Consider the following 16076-nt stretch of genomic DNA (forward strand, 5'->3'; position numbering starts at 1 on the left):
TGCGCCGCGCGGGCGGCGCTCGATCTCACAGGCGCTGAAGATGCTCCGGCTACCCTTGCCAGGAACCATAGAATCTCTCACAAGTACGGCGCATAAAATGCTTTAGCTTTAATCCATAACCGCCTGAAATAAAACACCTATCTCTTCGCAACTGCATGGTGCACGCACTGCTCGTAATAGGTCTGCCGGATCGCCGCAGGCTTGAGCCTGGAGCGGCTGTTATAGGTTTGTTCAGTAATGCCGAAGGCGGTCATGCGCATCCACGGTTTGGCGAACTTTCGCACCTGGAGCTTCTTGCGCGTAGCGTACAGGGTGACCCCGGCAAGCTTGGCCTGCTGGGCTTCACCGGCTATTTGCGCAACCCATTGGCAGGTGTGGCGATCATTCTGGCTGAGCGCCCTGGCCTGGGCGCCGAAAGCGAATGTGGCGAGCAGGCAGCCGGCCATCGTAGCTAGAAGTACTCGCATATTGCTGTCCTAAGCAATTGAAGGGGAAAGAAGTTTGCCCTCACTTGCAAAGGTAGGGGGCCAGCAAATTGCCGTCAGCGGGTGGCCCTGTCCAATGACCCAGCAGCCGGGTTGCGCAGGCTAGCCCAGGCAAGGCAGGCGATCCACAGTACCGACACCCCGTAGTTGAGGCGCTGGTACAGGCCGAACAGCTGCCCGCTTTGTGCCGCCTGGGCCATGAGTGCGACGGTGACGATGGCCAGTATCAGGCTGGTGGCGGACAGCAGCGCGACGGCCTGGCTGCCGGCCAGACGCGTCCCGAGCCACGCCCACAGGGCGCTCGCCAGGGTCAGTGAAAGGAACATCAGCAACCCCGACAGGTTGTGCAGCAGCTGTGAGCTGGAAGGTTGCGCCGGAGCGCAGCCTGGGTCGCAAGCGAACCAGCCTGTGCCCAGGCTACCGAGGCCGTGCACCAATACCAGGGCTGCACTCGACAACGCCACCTTCGAGCCGTGCCAGCGCCGCGCGAGGCCCAAGGCAAACAAGATGAACAAGACCGCGAGAGGATAATTGTTGACCCATGGCGACCAGCGCTGCACGGGCGAGCCAACCGCGCCGAGCTGGCTCATGGCTTGTTGGAAATGGTCGTAGCCGGGGTACGCCAGTGCAGTGAGCCAGACCCCGCCCAACAGCCACAAGGGGATCAGTAAGCCGCAGCCGAGCAAAAGGCGGTCATAGGTTTTCATACGGGCAGTTCCTTCCATGGATGCGTGAGGTGGAAACGCACAGTATCTTGCAGCGCAGGCTCTGTGCCAGCACTTCCAGGTGTGGTCGGGTAGGTGCAGCCCCAGGCAGGCAATGAAATCCGCACGCGGCATATGTGATCGTACAACTGCTTGCGCTATGATAAGCGCTGTCTTTCAAGGTGAAACACAGGGCGATGACAGAGCAGCAGGTACAGGCAAGGACCCGGCGCAAGCCACGCAGTCTGGCCCAGGAACTGGTTACGGTGCTGACCGAGCGTATTCGCAGCGGCCAGCTCAAGCGCGGCGACAAGCTGCCGACCGAATCGCAGATCATGGTTGAAGAGGGCGTCAGCCGCACGGTGGTGCGTGAGGCCATTTCGCGGCTGCAAGCCGCCGGGCAGGTGGAAACCCGCCACGGCATCGGTACGTTCGTGCTGGATGCGCCGGCGACCGGGGGCTTCCGGATCGACCCGGCTACCGTCGTTACCCTGCGTGAGGTGCTGGCGGTGCTGGAGTTGCGCATTGCCCTGGAGATCGAATCGGCGGGGCTTGCTGCACAACGCCGCAGCGATGACGAGCTGGCCGGCATGCGCGCGGCGCTGGATGAGCTGAACGAGGGGGCGGCGCACGCGACCGATGCGGTGTCGGCCGATTTCCAGTTTCACCTGCGCATTGCCCAGGCCAGTGGCAACCATTACTTCGCCGACATCCTCAACCACCTGGGCACCAGCATCATCCCCCGGACCCGGTTGAATTCAGCGCGGTTGGCGCGTGATGACCAGGCCCATTACATGAGCCGGCTGCGCCATGAGCATGAAGCCATCTATGAAGCCATTGCACGGCGAGACAGCGAAGGGGCCAAAATGGCCATGCGCATGCACCTGAGCAATAGCCGTGAGCGTTTGCGTCAGGTGCATGAAGAGGCTGAGGCGCAAGGGGCCTGAGGCCCGTGCCGCAAAGGGGCGTCAGATCGCCCCGTCGCGCCACTGCCCATTCACCAACCGCCGCAGCCCCAGCGGGTTGCTGTCACGCAGGGCTTCGGGCAACAGCGCCTGCGGATAGTTCTGGTAGCACACGGGGCGCAGGAAGCGGTCGATAGCCAGGGTGCCGACCGAGGTTCCGCGGGCGTCGGAAGTTGCCGGGTACGGCCCGCCGTGGACCATGGCATCGCACACCTCGACACCTGTCGGGTAACCATTGAGCAGAATCCGCCCGACCTTCTCTTCCAGCAGTGGTACCAGCCAGGCAAAGGCTTCAAAGTCCTCAGGCTCGCCGATCAGTGTGGCGGTCAGCTGGCCGCGCAGGCCAAGTACGGCAGCGCGCAACTGGTCGTGATCCTGAACTTCCACGGCCACGGTGGTGGGGCCGAACACTTCCTCCTGCAGCAATGGGTCGGACTCGACCAGCAACCGGGCATCGGCCTTGAACAGCTGGGCATGGGCCTGGCTGCCGTGCTGTGCCTGGCCGGCCAGGTGCTCTATAGCGGCATGGGCGTGCAGGTGCTCCAGGCCAGCGACATAACTGCGCAGGCCGCCGGCGTTGAGCATGACCTGGCCGGCCTGCTGGCCTAGGTGCTGACCCAGCTCAGCCAACAGCTGGCTGTACGGTGGCGATTGCAGCCCGATGACCAGACCCGGGTTGGTGCAGAACTGCCCTGCGCCCAGGCACACCGAACCGGCCAGCTCACGGGCGATGGCGTCGCCACGCTTGGCCAGGGCGCCCGGCAGGATGATCACCGGGTTGATGCTGGACATTTCGGCGAACACCGGAATCGGCTGGGTGCGCTCTGCGGCCATGCGGCACAGGGCGTCGCCGCCTTTCAGCGAACCGGTGAAACCCACGGCCTGGATGGCCGGGTGCTTGACCAACCACTCGCCCACGCCGCCACCGAACACCATGTTGAACACCCCGTTGGGCATGCCGGTACGCTCGGCTGCCCGGGTGATGGCGCAGCCGACCAGGTCGGCGGTTGCCATGTGGCCGCTGTGCGCCTTGAACACCACCGGGCAGCCGGCGGCCAGCGCCGCGGCGGTGTCGCCGCCTGCGGTGGAGAACGCCAGCGGGAAGTTACTGGCGCCGAACACCGCGACCGGGCCAACGCCAATGCGCATCTGGCGCAGGTCCACGCGTGGCAGTGGCTGGCGTTCGGGCAGAGCGAGGTCGATGCGTGCGCCAAGGTAGTCGCCACGGCGCAACACCTGGGCGAACAGGCGCATTTGGCCGCTGGTACGGCCGCGCTCACCCTGTATACGTGCGGCGGGCAGTGCGGTTTCGCGGCAGACGATAGCGATGAAGGCATCGTCCAGCTCGTCCAGTTCGGCGGCGATGGCATCCAGAAATTCGGCGCGGCGCGCCGGGGCCAGTTGGCGGAATTCGGCGAAAGCGGCGGCCGCGGCTTTAGCGGCTTGGTCGACTTCGCCCTCGGTAGCCTGGGCAAAGTTGTACGGCAGGGCTTCGCCAGTGCTGGCGTCCAGGCTCTGCAGGCGCTGTGCGCCAGCGGCGCTGCGCTGGCCGGCGATGAAGTTGTGGCCGAGGATTTCAGGCATGGGGTGCTCCTGTGAGGGTGGCTGAATGAAGAGTGCTGGGCGAGCCTGCCCAGGGCATCAGGTAATTGGCGCCGGATTGAACAGGGTGATGTCGTTGTGCAAGCGGTGCTGCTCGGCCCAGGTCTGCTTGCGGCCACTGGCGACGTCGAGGTAGTAGTGGAACAGCTCCCAGCCCAATTCCTCGATGGTCGCGCGGCCGCTGGCGATGCGTCCGGCGTCGATGTCGATCAAGTCGGGCCAGCGCTGCGCCAGCTCGCTGCGGGTGCACACCTTGACCACGGGCGCCATGGCCAGGCCATACGGCGTGCCGCGGCCCGTGGTGAAGACATGAAGGTTCATGCCTGCGGCCAGTTGCAGGGTGCCACAGACAAAGTCGCTGGCCGGGGTGGCGCAAAAGATCAGGCCCTTGCCCTTGACGCGCTCGCCTGGGCCAAGCACGCCCTGGATGGCCCCGCTGCCGGACTTGACGATCGAACCCAGCGACTTTTCGACGATGTTCGACAGGCCGCCTTTCTTGTTGCCCGGTGTGGTATTGGCGCTGCGGTCGGCGGCGCCTTGCTGCAGGTAGCGGTCATACCAGTCCATTTCGCTGACCAGCGCGCCGGCCACTGCCTGGTTTTGCGCGCGCGAAGTCAGCATGTAGATGGCGTCGCGAACCTCGGTCACTTCCGAGAACAGCACGGTGGCACCGGCACGTACCAGCAGGTCGGCGGCATAACCCAGCGCCGGGTTGGCGGTAATGCCCGAAAAGGCGTCGCTGCCACCGCACTGCATGCCGAGGATCAGCTCGCTGGCCGGTACGCTTTCGCGTCGACGCTGGTCGAGTTTCTTCAGGCGGGTTTCGGCCAGCGCCATGATCTGCTCGATCATTTCCACAAAGCCCAGGCTGGCGTCCTGCAGGCGGTACAGCCACGGGTCGCTGAGATCTACCGACGGGTCGTTGTCGTGCATCACCTGGCCGGCCTGCAGCTTTTCGCAGCCCAGGCTGATGACCAGCGCTTCGCCGCCTAGGTTGGGGTTGCGCGCCAGGTTGCGCACGGTGCGGATCGGGATATAGGCGTCGCGGGCGTTGATGGCCACGCCGCAGCCGTAGCTGTGGGTGATGGCTACCACGTCATCGACGTTGGGGTATTGGGGCAGCAGTTCGCTGCGGATGCGCTTGACCGCGTGCTCCAGCACGCCGGTCACGCACTGCACGGTGGTGGTGATGCCAAGGATATTGCGCGTGCCGACCGTGCCGTCGGCGTTGCGGTAGCCTTCGAAGGTAAAACCTTCCAGTGGCGGCAGCGGCTGTGGCACGGCATCGCAGCGTGGCAGGCTGTCCAGTTCCGGGGCAGCGGGCATGGCCAGCTGGCTTTCCTGTACCCAGCTGCCCTGGCGCAGGTCTTCCAGCGCATAACCGATGATTTGCCCGTAGCGGCGCACCGGCTCGCCCTTGGCGATGGTCACGGTGGCAACCTTGTGGCTTTGCGGTACGCCCTCGACCAGGGTCAGGCCGTCGGCAAAACGGGCACCTTCGCCCAGGCCGCCGTCATTGACCACGACCACGACGTTGTCATCGTCGTGCAGGCGCACGTAGCGGGGCGAGTCGGAATGTTCGATCAACTGCATGTTTGGGCCCTACTTGTCAGGTTCTCAGGCTTTTTTTGTACATCCGCCCGCACCGAAAGAGCCGGTGCGGGCATGTCACTCAATGGCGCGAGCTGGCCAGTTCGCCGTTGGCAGCAGGCTCAGCCTGTGGCCTCGGCGCGTCGTCGCGCAGTTCGATACGCTTGATCGGGCCAACGATGACCAGGTAGCTGAACACCGCTACCAGGGCGTTGGCGCCTACGTAGACCAGGGCCCACTTGAACGAACCCGTGGCGCTGATGATGTAGCCGATGACGATAGGCGTAGTGATCGAGGCGATGTTGCCGAAGGTGTTGAACAGGCCGCCCGACAGGCCGGCGATCTGCTTCGGTGAGGTGTCTGCCACTACCGCCCAGCCCAGCGCGCCGATGCCTTTGCCGAAGAAGGCCAGGGTCATGAAACCGACGACCATCCACTCGGCGTCTACGTAGTTGCAGAACACCATGGTGGTCGACAACATCAGGCCGCAGACGATCGGCAGCTTGCGCGAGAAGGTCAACGAGTTGCCACGGCGCAGCAGCCAGTCCGAGATCACCCCACCCAGCACACCGCCGATAAAGCCGCATACCGCCGGCAGCGAGGCGATGAAGCCGGCCTTGAGGATGGTCATGCCGCGTTCCTGCACCAGGTACACCGGGAACCAGGTCAGGAAGAAATAGGTGATGGCGTTGATGCAATACTGCCCCAGGTACACGCCCAGCAGCATGCGGCTGGTCAGCAGCTGCTTGATGTAACCCCATTTCGGGCCATCGTTGCCGCGCTTGTGGTCCATGTCGACCAGGCCGCCGTTCTGCTCGATGTGTTCGAGCTCGGCCGGGCTGATGCGTGGATGCTGGCGCGGGTTGTAGATGGTCTTCAGCCAGACCATCGAGAAGATGATGCCCAGCGCCCCCATCACCACGAACACGTGCTCCCAGCCGAAGCTGAACACGATCCAACCCATGATCGGTGCGAACAGGGCGGTGGCGAAGTACTGCGCGGAGTTGAAGATGGCCGAGGCGGTACCGCGTTCCTGGGTCGGGAACCAGGCCGCGACGATACGGGCGTTACCCGGGAACGACGGGGCTTCGGCAAAGCCGACGAGGAAGCGCAAGGTGAACAGGGTCACGACTGCCCAGGCAACCGGAAGGCCGCCGACAAAGCCCTGCAACAGGGTGAACAGCGACCAGGTGAAGATGCTGAAGGCGTAGACGTTCTTGGAACCGAAGCGGTCGAGCAGCCAGCCACCAGGAATCTGGCCAGCCACGTAAGCCCATCCGAAGGCGGAGAAGATATAACCGAGGGTTACGGCGTCAATGCCGAGGTCTTTCTGCAGGCTGGAGCCTGCGATTGCAATGGTCGCGCGGTCGGCATAGTTGATCGTGGTCACCAGGAACAGCATGAACAGGATCAGGTAGCGCACATGCGTCTTTTTAGTCGCTTGCATGCTGGTTGTACTCCCACTAGTTATTTTTGTGCGGGCTCACGAATGGTAACCGGAGCGGGGCAGGCCCACTCCGGGCGCGGCATATGGCAGGCCGCAAGCAGCGCTTACTGCGGGCCCATCTTGTCCATCAGCGCGGCGAGCATTTCGTACTCTTCGGCGGTGAGGTCGGTCAGCGGGGTACGCACCGGGCCTGCGTCGTAACCGGCCAGCTTGGCGCCGGCCTTGACGATGCTCACGGCGTAGCCAGCCTTGCGGTTGCGGATGTCCAGGTAGGGCAGGAAGAAATCATCGATCAGCTTGGCCACAGCAGCGTGGTCGTCGCGGGCGATGGCGTTGTAGAAGTCCATCGCTGTCTTCGGCACAAAGTTGAACACTGCCGAGGAGTAGACCGGTACGCCAAGGGCCTTGTAGGCAGCAGCATACACTTCTGCGGTTGGCAGGCCACCCAGGTAGCTGAAGCGATCACCCAGGCGGCGGCGGATCGACACCATCAGCTCGATATCACCCAGGCCGTCCTTGTAGCCGATCAGGTTAGGGCAGCGTTCGGCCAGTTTTTCCAGCAGGTTGGCGTTCAGGCGGCAGACATTGCGGTTGTACACCACCACGCCGATCTTCACCGACTTGCACACGGCTTCCACGTGGGCGGCAACACCGTCCTGGCTGGCTTCGGTCAGGTAGTGCGGCAGCAGCAGCAGGCCCTTGGCGCCTAGGCGCTCGGCTTCTTGCGCATATTCGATGGCCTGGCGGGTGGAGCCACCCACGCCGGCGAGGATCGGTACCGAAGTGGCGCAGGTATCGACTGCGGTCTTGATGACCTGGCTGTATTCGCTGGCAGCCAGGGAGAAGAACTCACCCGTACCACCGGCGGCGAACAGGGCACTGGCGCCATAGGGTGCCAGCCACTCCAGACGCTTGATGTAGCCCGCCGGGTTGAAGTCGCCCTGGGCGTTGAAGTCGGTGACCGGGAAAGACAGCAGGCCGTGGGAGAGGATGGATTTGAGTTCTTGTGGATTCATTGTTGTTGGCATCCTGTGGCGCTTGGGTGGAGGTGTTGTTTTGCGTTGGAGGTAAGTTATCGTACAACCATGGGGATGACCAGTGCTTTCTTGGAATTTTGTTTTTCGCGAGGGTGTACGCCTCCGGGTGCCCGCCTCGATATGTGTGGTGGGTTGCAGATCGAGCGCCGCGCGGGCGGCGCTCGATCTCACAGGCGTTGAAAAACCGACGACCACCACCCGGTAGTCATCGTATCTCTCAAGGCCAAACGAAAAAAACGATCGCAAAGACAGGCAAAAACCCGCCGCCCGATTCCACGGCAGATATTCTGGGACCAGCAGAGGGTGACCGGGGGAGGCGGAGGCGGCCTTGCGCCGCCCCGCGATCAAAGCAGGGGAAACTGTAGGTCAGGCAGCGCGCTTGACCTGCGCCTTGCGAACCTGGGCGCGGCACGCGTCACCGAACGCCTGGAAGATCTTGATCGAGTCGGGGTTCTGCGCAGCTTGCCATTCTGGGTGCCATTGCACGGCGAACAGGAACGGCGAAATGCTTGGCGCATGAATGGCCTCGACCAGGCCGTCTTCCGCATGCGCGATGGCCTCGATGCCGGCGCCGAGCTTGTGCAGGCCCTGGCCGTGCAGCGAGTTGACGCGGATTTCGTCGCAACCCAAAGTGTCGCGCAGCCAGCTGCCTGGCTTGATCTTTACGCTGTGAACCTGGGCGTACTGCACTTCGACCGGGTCTTCCGGGTTTTCCCGGTGGTCATTGAAACCCGGTTCGGCGTACACCTTCTGGTAGATGTCGCCACCCAGCGCCACGTTGATTTCCTGCATGCCCCGGCAGATGCCGAAGATGGGCAGGCCACGCTTGAGCGCCGCCTTGACCAGCGGAATGTCGAACAGGTCGCGGTTCTGGTCCTGGCCTTTGCCTGGGGTCTGGTTTTCCTGGCCGTACAGCGCCGGGTCGATGTTGCTGCCAGCGCCGGTCAGGTAAACGCCGTCGGCCATGTCCAGATAGGTCTCGAGGTCGTCAATGCCGCAGCAGGTGGGCACCAGCACCGGGACACAATCGGCGAACTCGACCAGCGGGGTGATGTATTTGTGGGTCATGACTTGGTAGTCATGGCCTTTGCGCTCTTGGCTGCCCATGGTCATCAGGACGACGGGTTTGCGCAGGGAAGGTTGCTTGTTGCCAATGTTGCTGTTGGACATATGTCACCTTGGGACAGGTTCGACCTGTCGTTGTTGTGCAGGCGCACGGCGCGGGGCTCTGAGTGGCGCCTGGAGCCCCGAGCACTGCCGGCTCGTCGAGCTGACGATGCCGGTCGGGGCCTGTAGATAGCTTGCCAGAGCCGTTCGATATGTCAAACGACTGAGAGGGGCTGCAAGGCGGGAAATGCGCCGGTTTTGGGTGGGTTGAACCGATGCGGGCCTGTGGCGGCGTGGGTTTGGCGGGAGGTTCGGTCAATAATATTTAACGACGCAGTCGGGTCTTTGCAGTCGTGCAATGAAATAGGTGGCTTGAAGTCAGCGCGGTCGTTGTGGGAGCGGCCTTGTGTCGCGAAAGGGCCGCATAGCGGCCCCCGGATTTCAGCACTGGTGCATACATTGCCGGGGCTGCTGTGCAGCCCTTTCGCGACACAAGGCCGCTCCTACAAGTTCAGTGACAGGTCTGCAATCAGTGCAGGATCTGCGCCAGGAACCCCTTGGCCCGCTCGGTGCGCGGGTGGTTGAAGAACACCTGCGGCGGGCTGTCCTCGATGATCTGCCCACCCTCCAGGAACAGCACCCGCTCGGCCACCTGCCGGGCAAAGCCCATTTCGTGGGTGACGCAAAGCATGGTCATGCCCGTGCCGGCCAGTTGCACCAGCACATCCAGCACTTCGGCGACCATTTCAGGGTCCAGTGCCGACGTAGGCTCGTCGAACAGCATGATCCGCGGTTTCATGCACAGCGCGCGGGCAATTGCCACGCGCTGCTGCTGCCCGCCGGACAATTGGCTGGGGTACTTGTGCGCCTGGCTTGCGATGCCCACTTTGGTCAGGTACATGCGCGCCCGTTCCTCGGCATCCTTGCGTGATAGCCCACGCACGCTCGTGGGGGCGAGCAGGCAGTTGTCAAGCACGCTCATGTGCGGGAACAGGTTGAAGTGCTGAAACACCATGCCAATGTCGCTGCGTACCTGCGCCGCCTCCCGGGTGTTGGTCGCAAGGTCGACGCCGGCGACCTCGATAGTGCCCTGCTGGGCGATTTCCAGGCGGTTGATGCAGCGGATCAGCGTCGACTTGCCCGAGCCGGAAGGCCCGCACAGGACGATACGTTCGCCTTCGCGTACCTGCAGGTCGATGTCGCGCAAGACATGGAACGCCCCGTAGTGCTTGTTCAAGCCTTCGATGCGGATCAGCACCGGGCGCGGGTCGGTTTCAGGGGTAGCGGTGGCATGGCTCAAGAGTGCGGTCATCGTGTTGTGCTCCCGCGGGGGTCAGTCGAAACGGGTTGCGCTGTAAGGCGCGGGGTCGGTGAAGGGGCGTTCTCCGGTCACCAGTTCGGCCAGCAGGCGGCCGCTGACCGGGCCCAGGGTGAGGCCATGGTGGGCGTGGCCAAAGTTGAACCACAGCCCCGGGTGGCGTGGCGCCGGGCCAATGACCGGGCGCATGTCGGGCAGGCACGGGCGCCGCCCCAGCCACGGTGCGTCGTCCAGGCGCTCGCCCAGCGCGGGGAACAGCTTGCGCGCCAAGGCTTCGCAACGGTCCAGCTGGATCTGGTTGGCGGGCGCATTGGCGGCATCGAACTCGATACCGGTGGTCAAGCGCACGCCGCGCGCCATCGGTGCCAGCACATAACCGCCCTGGGTGTCGCAGATCGCGTGCTCCAGTTGCGCGCCGCCACGGGTGCCGTAGTGCATGTGATAGCCGCGCTTGATCGCCAGCGGTATCCGGTAGCCCAGGCCGCTGAACAGGTCGGCCGACTGGGGGCCCAGGCAGGCGACAACCTCGTCGGCAGTGATCGGGCCGCGGCGGCTGTCGACCTGCCACTTGCCGTGGTGCTGACGCAGGCTGCGCGCATCGCCATGCAGGAACTGCCCGCCGCGTTGCTGGAACAAGGCTGCATAACCACGGGTGAGGGCGCCGGGGTTGTTGACGGTTTTCGGGTCAAGCCAGTGGATGCCGCCGACCACGGTGGCATCCAGCTGGTGTTCGCGAGCCTGCAACTGGCCGCATTCCAGTATTTCGAACTGCAGGCCGTAACGGCTCAGGCCTTTGGCATCGGCCTTGGCCTGGCTGAACAGCGTCGGATCGCGGAACACCTCGATCCAGCCTTTGGCCTGCACCAGCCCTTGCAGGCCGGCAGCTGCGATCAGCACGTCGTGTTCCTCCACGCAGCGCTGCACCAATGGCAGCATATCGGCGGCTGCACCTGCCAGGCGCCCGGGGGCGGACTGGCGCCAGTAGCGCCACAGCCACGGTGCCGCCTTGGGCAGATGCGCCAGGCTGTAGCGCACGTCGGGCTGGCGGTTCAGGCCATAGCGCAGCAGGGCGCTCAGTTGCCGTGGGAAGGCATAGGGGATGACGCTGGAGCGCTCGATCAGCCCGGCGTTGCCGTGGCTGGTACCGCTGCCCGGTTCGTCGCGGTCGAGCAGTACCACCTGGCGCCCGCGGGCTTGCAAGTGCAGGGCGGTGCTGACGCCGACGATGCCGGCGCCCAGGACTAAGGTCTGGCAATGCATGGAACGTATCCTTCGGTCAGTTCAGGTGGCGGCCCAGGCGGGCTTCCAGGTGTTTCAGCAGGCGCCGCACCACCTCGACGATCACCAGGTAGAGCACTGCGGCCCACAGGTAGATCTGGAAGTCGAAGCTGCGCGAAAAGGCCAGTTTGGTCACGCCCATCAGGTCGTAGATGGTCACCAGCGAGGCAATGGCGCTGGCTTTGATCATCAGGATCAATTCGTTGCCCAGCGGGCCGATGGCAACCAGCAGCGACTGCGGCAGGATCACCTTGAAGAAGGTCGTCGAGCGCTTCAGGTTCAAGGCCCGCGCCGCCTCATACTGGCCCGGGGCGACGGCCATCAGGCTGCCGCGGAAGATCTCGGCCTGGTAGGCGGCGGTGTTCAAGGTGAACGCCAGCAAGGTGCAGAACCACGCCTCGCGGAAGAACCACCACAGGCCCACGTCCTGCCAGAAGCTCTTGAACGAGCCCAGGCCGTAGTACAGCAGGAACAACTGGGCCAGCAATGGCGAGCCGCGGAAGAAGTACACATAACCTGCCGCCAGGCGTTGCAACAGCAGGTTGTGCGACAGGCGCGCCAGCGCCAGCAGCAGGCCCAGCAGCGCGCCCAGGCTGAAGGAAATGGCGACCAGCTTGGCAGTGACCAGCAGGCCGTCGACAAAGCGCGGGCCGTAACGCTCCAGCAGGTCAGGGTCGAGCACCAGCGCCAGCAATTGGTCGAGGCTCATGCGCGCGCTCCTTGCAGGTGGCGGTTGCTCCGCCGCTCGATGTAGGCGAACACGCGCCCGGACAATGCCGCGAACAGCAAGTAGCCCAGGCACGCCACGCCATAGAAGAACATGGGCTCTTTGGTCACGCTGACGGCCAGGTTGGTCTGGCGCATCAGGTCGACCAGCGAGATGGTCGACACCAGCGAGGTGTCCTTGAGCAACGACAGCCAGTTGTTGGACAAGCCGGGCAGGGCAATGCGGGTCAACTGCGGCAGCAGCACCTTGAAGAACCCGGTGCGTTTGCTCAGCCCCAAGGCCGAACAGGCCTCCCACTGGCCTTTGGGCAAGGTCTTGAAAGCGGCCAGCCAGATCTCGCTGGAAAATGCGGCGAACACCAGGCTGAACGCGATCATGGCGGCCACGAAGGTATTGATCAGGAACTCACCTTCATAGCCCAGGGCGGCAAGGACCTTCTGCGCGGCGATCTGGCAGCCGTAATAAATGATCAGCAGTGTCAGCAGCTCGGGCAAGCCGCGGAACACGGTGGAAAACGTGGTAGCCCAGGCCCGTGGCAGGCGTTTGCGCGAGCGGGCCGCCAGGGCGACTACCAGGCCCAGCGGCAGGCCGATGGGCAGGCAGGCCAGGGCCAGTGACACAGTGACCAGCGCGCCGGCCAGCAGCGCCTGGCCCCAGCCACCGCTGGCCAAGGACAGCAAGGACAATTGATCGAGCATGACGAACACCTTGTGTTGACCTCACCGGCCTCATCGCCGGCAAGCCAGCTCGCACAGGTAAACCGCTGTTCTTCAGGTCTGTGGGCAACCTGTGGGAGCTGGCTTGCCGGCGATAGGGCCCGGTCAGGCAATGAGGGCTTGAAGATCAGTTGTAGATATCGAATGCAAAGTACTTGCTGGCGATCTTCTGATAGGTGCCGTTGGCCACGATCTGTTGCAACGCGGTGTTCAGGCGTTGGCGCAAGGCTTCATCATCCTTGCGCACGGCAATGGCGGCATCGGCCTTGGTGTTGGCTACATCACCCAGAATCTTGCAGCAGTCACCGCCGTTCTTGCTGATCCATTCCTGAAGCGGAAATTTGTCGGCAATCACCCCGTCCAGGCGGCCGGCGGCCAGGTCCGCGTTGGCTTCGTCCATGGTCGGGTACAGCTTCACGTCAGCGCCGGCCTTGGCGTAAACGTCCTCGGCATAAATGGCCTGGGTAGACGACGACTGGGCGCCAACCGTGTAGCCGTCGAAGTGGGTTTGGGCATCGGTGATCTTGCTGTCCTTGGCCACGGCCACGGTCAACGGGGTACGGTAGTAATGGTCGGTGAAGGCAATTTTCTTGCGCCGTTCCTCGGTGTCGATCATCGAGGCCACCACAGCGTCGTACTTGCGCGCCATCAGCGCCGGGATGATGCCTTCCCAGTCCTGAGCCACCAGCGTGCACTCGACCTTCATCTGTTCGCACAGGGCATGGGTAATGTCGACGTCGAAGCCATGCAACTGGTTATCGGCGTCGACATAGTTGAACGGCGGGTAGGCACCCTCGGTGGCGAAGCGCAGGGTTTCGGCACTGGCAGCACCCGCCAGCAGCAGGGCGCACGCACCCAGCAAGGCCATGGACTTGTTCATCTCGCACCTCATTGCACTCTTGCTATTGTTGTTTGCCCGCCGACCACGTGGTGTAGCCGACGAACTCGTTATGTAGAGCGGCAGTTGCTTCCAAGCGCTTTTCAACATCCGGCCCGAGTTTCTTGCAGACCTCGTTGACCATCAGGTGTACCCACGACAGCATGGCCGAGGTGGATTCCCAGAACAGATTGAATTCGGTGGGTATGCGGAACACCTCGTCGGCGTTGGCATCGGCCCAGTCACAGAAAGTGTCGGTCACCAAGGTGACCGCAATGCCCGCCTCGCGCGCCTTTTGGCACAGCAACAGGGCATGGCGGGAATAACGGCGCGCCTCGAACACCACCAGGGCGCTGTCTGCGGCGTTACCGAGCAGCACGTCGGCAAAGTGCCCGGCACTGAGGTCGACCAGTTGCACCCCATCGCGCAGGTATTGCAGCAAGTGGCCCATGCACATGGCCAGGCCGCGCTCGGTCTGAAAACCTGCAACAAAGACCCGGCGCTTGCTCGCCAGGCGTTGGGCCACGTTGTGCCAGGCCGGGCCTTGGCGGTACTCGTGCACGCGCACCAGGGCGGCCATTTCCAGTTCCAGGCTGCCGCCGTTGTCGCTGGCGTCCTGGCGCTGGCGGTAATCGTGCAAGCGGTCGCCCACCAGCCACGGGCCATCGCCCAGGTCGCTCTGCAGGTCTTGCTTAAGTGCCTTGAGGTGGGCATAACCCAGGGAGCGGCAAAACCGCCCGACACTGGATTCGCTGACGCCCAGCTTGGCGGCGATGCTGGCCGAGGTCTGGAACGGCAGTTCGTGCAGGTTGGCGAGCATGTAGGTGGCGATCTTGCGGCCTGACGCTGCGGCCCCGTCGAGGCTGGCTTCCAGGCGTTGCTTGATCGGTTGGCTCATGCTGGGGCTCCAGAAGGTAAGGCTTGGGAAGAAAATGAATGTTTTCTGCCATTAAGTCAATATTTGACAGATAGCTGTCACTCGCGGGAAAGTTTTGCCGTTGCAACGCTGTAGCCACTCCAAAATCAACAAGGAGCTTCAGATGTCCGCACCGTCCACCTGCACCGTCGTGCGCGTGCCGTTTACCGAGCTGCAAGGCCTGCTGCAGGCTATCTTCCAGCGCTATGGCTGCAGCGACAGCGTGGCCAGGGTGCTGGCCCACAATTGTGCGAGCGCCCAGCGCGATGGTGCCCATAGCCATGGGGTGTTTCGCATGCCGGGGTACGTGTCCACGCTGAACAGCGGCTGGGTCGATGGGCGGGCCGTGGCCAAGGTCAGTGACCTTGCCGCCGGCTATGTCAGCGTCGATGCCGCTGGCGGATTCGCCCAGCCCGCACTGGCGGCGGCCCGCGACCTGTTGGTGGCCAAGGCGCGCAACGCCGGCATTGCCGTGCTGGCGATCCACAACTCGCACCATTTCGCCGCCTTGTGGCCAGACGTGGAGCCGTTCGCTGAAGAGGGCCTAGTGGCCCTCAGCGTAGTCAACAGCATGACCTGTGTGGTGCCGCATGGGGCCCGCAAGCCTCTGTTCGGCACCAACCCTATCGCCTTTGCAGCACCCTGTGCCGAGCATGACCCGATCGTCTTCGACATGGCCACCAGCGCCATGGCCCACGGCGACGTGCAGATTGCCGCGCGTGCCGGCCAGCCGCTTCCCGAAGGCATGGGTGTCGATGCCAATGGCGAACCAACCACCGAGCCCAAGGCGATTCTCGAGGGCGGTGCCTTGCTGCCATTTGGCGGGCACAAGGGTTCGGCGCTGTCGATGATGGTCGAATTGCTGGCGGCGGCGCTGACAGGCGGGCATTTCTCCTGGGAGTTCGACTGGTCGGAGCACCCTGGGGCGAAAACGCCATGGACCGGGCAACTGATCATCGTCATCGACCCGAGCAAGGCCGAGGGCGAGCGTTTTGCCCAGCGCAGTCGCGATCTGGTGGAGCAGATGCAGGCGGCAGGGTTGACGCGCATGCCGGGTGAACGGCGTTACCGCGAGCGCGAGGTGGCAGACGAGGAGGGGGTGGCGCTGACCGAACAGGAATTGCAAGACCTGAAAGCGTTGCTTGGTTGATCCGGCCTAATCGCCGGCAGGCCAGCTCCCGCAGTGGGAGATTCTCGGGTTTGTGGCAAGGGTAGCCGTAGCATCTTCAACGCCTGTGAGATCGAGCGCCGCCCGCGCGGCGCAATCGCGAGCTGCGCTCGCTCCTACGTTTGTTTCGGGCCAGTAA

At 63.7% G+C, this 16076-nt stretch carries 15 protein-coding genes; 2 read left to right on the plus strand and 13 right to left on the minus strand.

The window, feature by feature from the left end; genetic code table 11:
- Nucleotides 1-137: 137 nt before the first annotated feature.
- Both EGJ22_RS23700 and EGJ22_RS23705 read right to left on the minus strand, forming a co-directional pair.
- Complete coding sequence (locus tag EGJ22_RS23700) at nt 138-467, minus strand: hypothetical protein (RefSeq protein WP_029886753.1); 330 nt, start codon at nt 465-467, stop codon at nt 138-140.
- A 74-nt stretch (nt 468-541) separates the two neighbouring features.
- Entirely contained in the window at nt 542-1192 is a 651-nt protein-coding gene (locus EGJ22_RS23705) for a DUF998 domain-containing protein (protein ID WP_029886752.1), read from the minus strand.
- Nucleotides 1193-1386: 194 nt separating this feature from the next.
- Here EGJ22_RS23705 and EGJ22_RS23710 point away from each other — a divergent pair, with 194 nt between their 5' ends.
- On the plus strand, nt 1387-2136 hold the full coding sequence (locus EGJ22_RS23710) for a FadR/GntR family transcriptional regulator (RefSeq protein ID WP_009687013.1): 750 nt from the start codon (nt 1387-1389) through the stop codon (nt 2134-2136).
- Between the two features lie 21 nt (nt 2137-2157).
- Here EGJ22_RS23710 and EGJ22_RS23715 read toward each other — a convergent pair whose 3' ends face one another.
- From EGJ22_RS23715 to EGJ22_RS23770, 11 genes are all read right to left on the minus strand, one after another.
- Entirely contained in the window at nt 2158-3738 is a 1581-nt protein-coding gene (locus EGJ22_RS23715; RefSeq protein WP_029886751.1) for an aldehyde dehydrogenase (NADP(+)), read from the minus strand.
- A 57-nt stretch (nt 3739-3795) separates the two neighbouring features.
- Nucleotides 3796-5349, minus strand: coding sequence for a galactarate dehydratase (gene garD, locus EGJ22_RS23720; protein ID WP_029886750.1), 1554 nt, complete (start codon nt 5347-5349; stop codon nt 3796-3798).
- A 79-nt stretch (nt 5350-5428) separates the two neighbouring features.
- Nucleotides 5429-6793, minus strand: coding sequence for an MFS transporter (locus tag EGJ22_RS23725; protein ID WP_029886749.1), 1365 nt, complete (start codon nt 6791-6793; stop codon nt 5429-5431).
- A 104-nt stretch (nt 6794-6897) separates the two neighbouring features.
- Nucleotides 6898-7809 carry a 5-dehydro-4-deoxyglucarate dehydratase gene (kdgD, locus tag EGJ22_RS23730; RefSeq protein ID WP_009687018.1) on the minus strand — a complete coding sequence of 304 codons (912 nt, stop codon included), beginning with the start codon at nt 7807-7809 and terminating at the stop codon, nt 6898-6900.
- A gap of 387 nt (nt 7810-8196) precedes the next feature.
- Entirely contained in the window at nt 8197-9000 is an 804-nt protein-coding gene (locus EGJ22_RS23735) for a gamma-glutamyl-gamma-aminobutyrate hydrolase family protein (RefSeq protein WP_029886748.1), read from the minus strand.
- A gap of 466 nt (nt 9001-9466) precedes the next feature.
- The gene (locus EGJ22_RS23740; RefSeq protein WP_009687020.1) at nt 9467-10249 is read right to left on the minus strand and encodes an amino acid ABC transporter ATP-binding protein; all 783 of its coding nucleotides are present in this window, start codon (nt 10247-10249) and stop codon (nt 9467-9469) included.
- A 21-nt stretch (nt 10250-10270) separates the two neighbouring features.
- Complete coding sequence (locus EGJ22_RS23745; protein WP_125920427.1) at nt 10271-11515, minus strand: FAD-binding oxidoreductase; 1245 nt, start codon at nt 11513-11515, stop codon at nt 10271-10273.
- A 16-nt stretch (nt 11516-11531) separates the two neighbouring features.
- Nucleotides 11532-12242: an ABC transporter permease gene (locus EGJ22_RS23750; protein ID WP_029886746.1), complete on the minus strand. Its 711-nt coding sequence runs from the start codon at nt 12240-12242 to the stop codon at nt 11532-11534.
- On the minus strand, nt 12239-12958 hold the full coding sequence (locus EGJ22_RS23755; protein ID WP_009687024.1) for an ABC transporter permease: 720 nt from the start codon (nt 12956-12958) through the stop codon (nt 12239-12241). Before EGJ22_RS23755 ends, EGJ22_RS23750 begins: the two co-directional genes overlap by 4 nt.
- A gap of 145 nt (nt 12959-13103) precedes the next feature.
- Nucleotides 13104-13856 carry a transporter substrate-binding domain-containing protein gene (locus EGJ22_RS23765; protein ID WP_009687025.1) on the minus strand — a complete coding sequence of 251 codons (753 nt, stop codon included), beginning with the start codon at nt 13854-13856 and terminating at the stop codon, nt 13104-13106.
- Between the two features lie 22 nt (nt 13857-13878).
- Nucleotides 13879-14751, minus strand: a complete 873-nt coding sequence (locus EGJ22_RS23770; protein WP_029886745.1) for a MurR/RpiR family transcriptional regulator — start codon at nt 14749-14751, stop codon at nt 13879-13881.
- A 142-nt stretch (nt 14752-14893) separates the two neighbouring features.
- Here EGJ22_RS23770 and EGJ22_RS23775 point away from each other — a divergent pair, with 142 nt between their 5' ends.
- Nucleotides 14894-15919 carry an Ldh family oxidoreductase gene (locus tag EGJ22_RS23775; RefSeq protein ID WP_029886744.1) on the plus strand — a complete coding sequence of 342 codons (1026 nt, stop codon included), beginning with the start codon at nt 14894-14896 and terminating at the stop codon, nt 15917-15919.
- Nucleotides 15920-16076: the final 157 nt, after the last annotated feature.

Source organism: Pseudomonas sp. p99-361 (assembly GCF_003935475.1).
GTDB lineage: Bacteria > Pseudomonadota > Gammaproteobacteria > Pseudomonadales > Pseudomonadaceae > Aquipseudomonas > Aquipseudomonas juntendi.

Excerpts from the sequence above, each read along its gene's own strand:
- EGJ22_RS23755 (WP_009687024.1), bottom strand. The coding sequence starts at position 12,958 with ATGCTCGATCAATTGTCCTTGCTGTCCTTGGCCAGCGGTGGCTGGGGC.
- EGJ22_RS23710 (WP_009687013.1), top strand. The coding sequence starts at position 1,387 with ATGACAGAGCAGCAGGTACAGGCAAGGACCCGGCGCAAGCCACGCAGT.
- EGJ22_RS23705 (WP_029886752.1), bottom strand. The coding sequence starts at position 1,192 with ATGAAAACCTATGACCGCCTTTTGCTCGGCTGCGGCTTACTGATCCCC.
- EGJ22_RS23750 (WP_029886746.1), bottom strand. The coding sequence starts at position 12,242 with ATGAGCCTCGACCAATTGCTGGCGCTGGTGCTCGACCCTGACCTGCTG.
- garD (WP_029886750.1), bottom strand. The coding sequence starts at position 5,349 with ATGCAGTTGATCGAACATTCCGACTCGCCCCGCTACGTGCGCCTGCAC.
- EGJ22_RS23740 (WP_009687020.1), bottom strand. The coding sequence starts at position 10,249 with ATGACCGCACTCTTGAGCCATGCCACCGCTACCCCTGAAACCGACCCG.
- EGJ22_RS23770 (WP_029886745.1), bottom strand. The coding sequence starts at position 14,751 with ATGAGCCAACCGATCAAGCAACGCCTGGAAGCCAGCCTCGACGGGGCC.
- EGJ22_RS23765 (WP_009687025.1), bottom strand. The coding sequence starts at position 13,856 with ATGAACAAGTCCATGGCCTTGCTGGGTGCGTGCGCCCTGCTGCTGGCG.
- kdgD (WP_009687018.1), bottom strand. The coding sequence starts at position 7,809 with ATGAATCCACAAGAACTCAAATCCATCCTCTCCCACGGCCTGCTGTCT.
- EGJ22_RS23700 (WP_029886753.1), bottom strand. The coding sequence starts at position 467 with ATGCGAGTACTTCTAGCTACGATGGCCGGCTGCCTGCTCGCCACATTC.
- EGJ22_RS23775 (WP_029886744.1), top strand. The coding sequence starts at position 14,894 with ATGTCCGCACCGTCCACCTGCACCGTCGTGCGCGTGCCGTTTACCGAG.
- EGJ22_RS23735 (WP_029886748.1), bottom strand. The coding sequence starts at position 9,000 with ATGTCCAACAGCAACATTGGCAACAAGCAACCTTCCCTGCGCAAACCC.
- EGJ22_RS23715 (WP_029886751.1), bottom strand. The coding sequence starts at position 3,738 with ATGCCTGAAATCCTCGGCCACAACTTCATCGCCGGCCAGCGCAGCGCC.
- EGJ22_RS23725 (WP_029886749.1), bottom strand. The coding sequence starts at position 6,793 with ATGCAAGCGACTAAAAAGACGCATGTGCGCTACCTGATCCTGTTCATG.
- EGJ22_RS23745 (WP_125920427.1), bottom strand. The coding sequence starts at position 11,515 with ATGCATTGCCAGACCTTAGTCCTGGGCGCCGGCATCGTCGGCGTCAGC.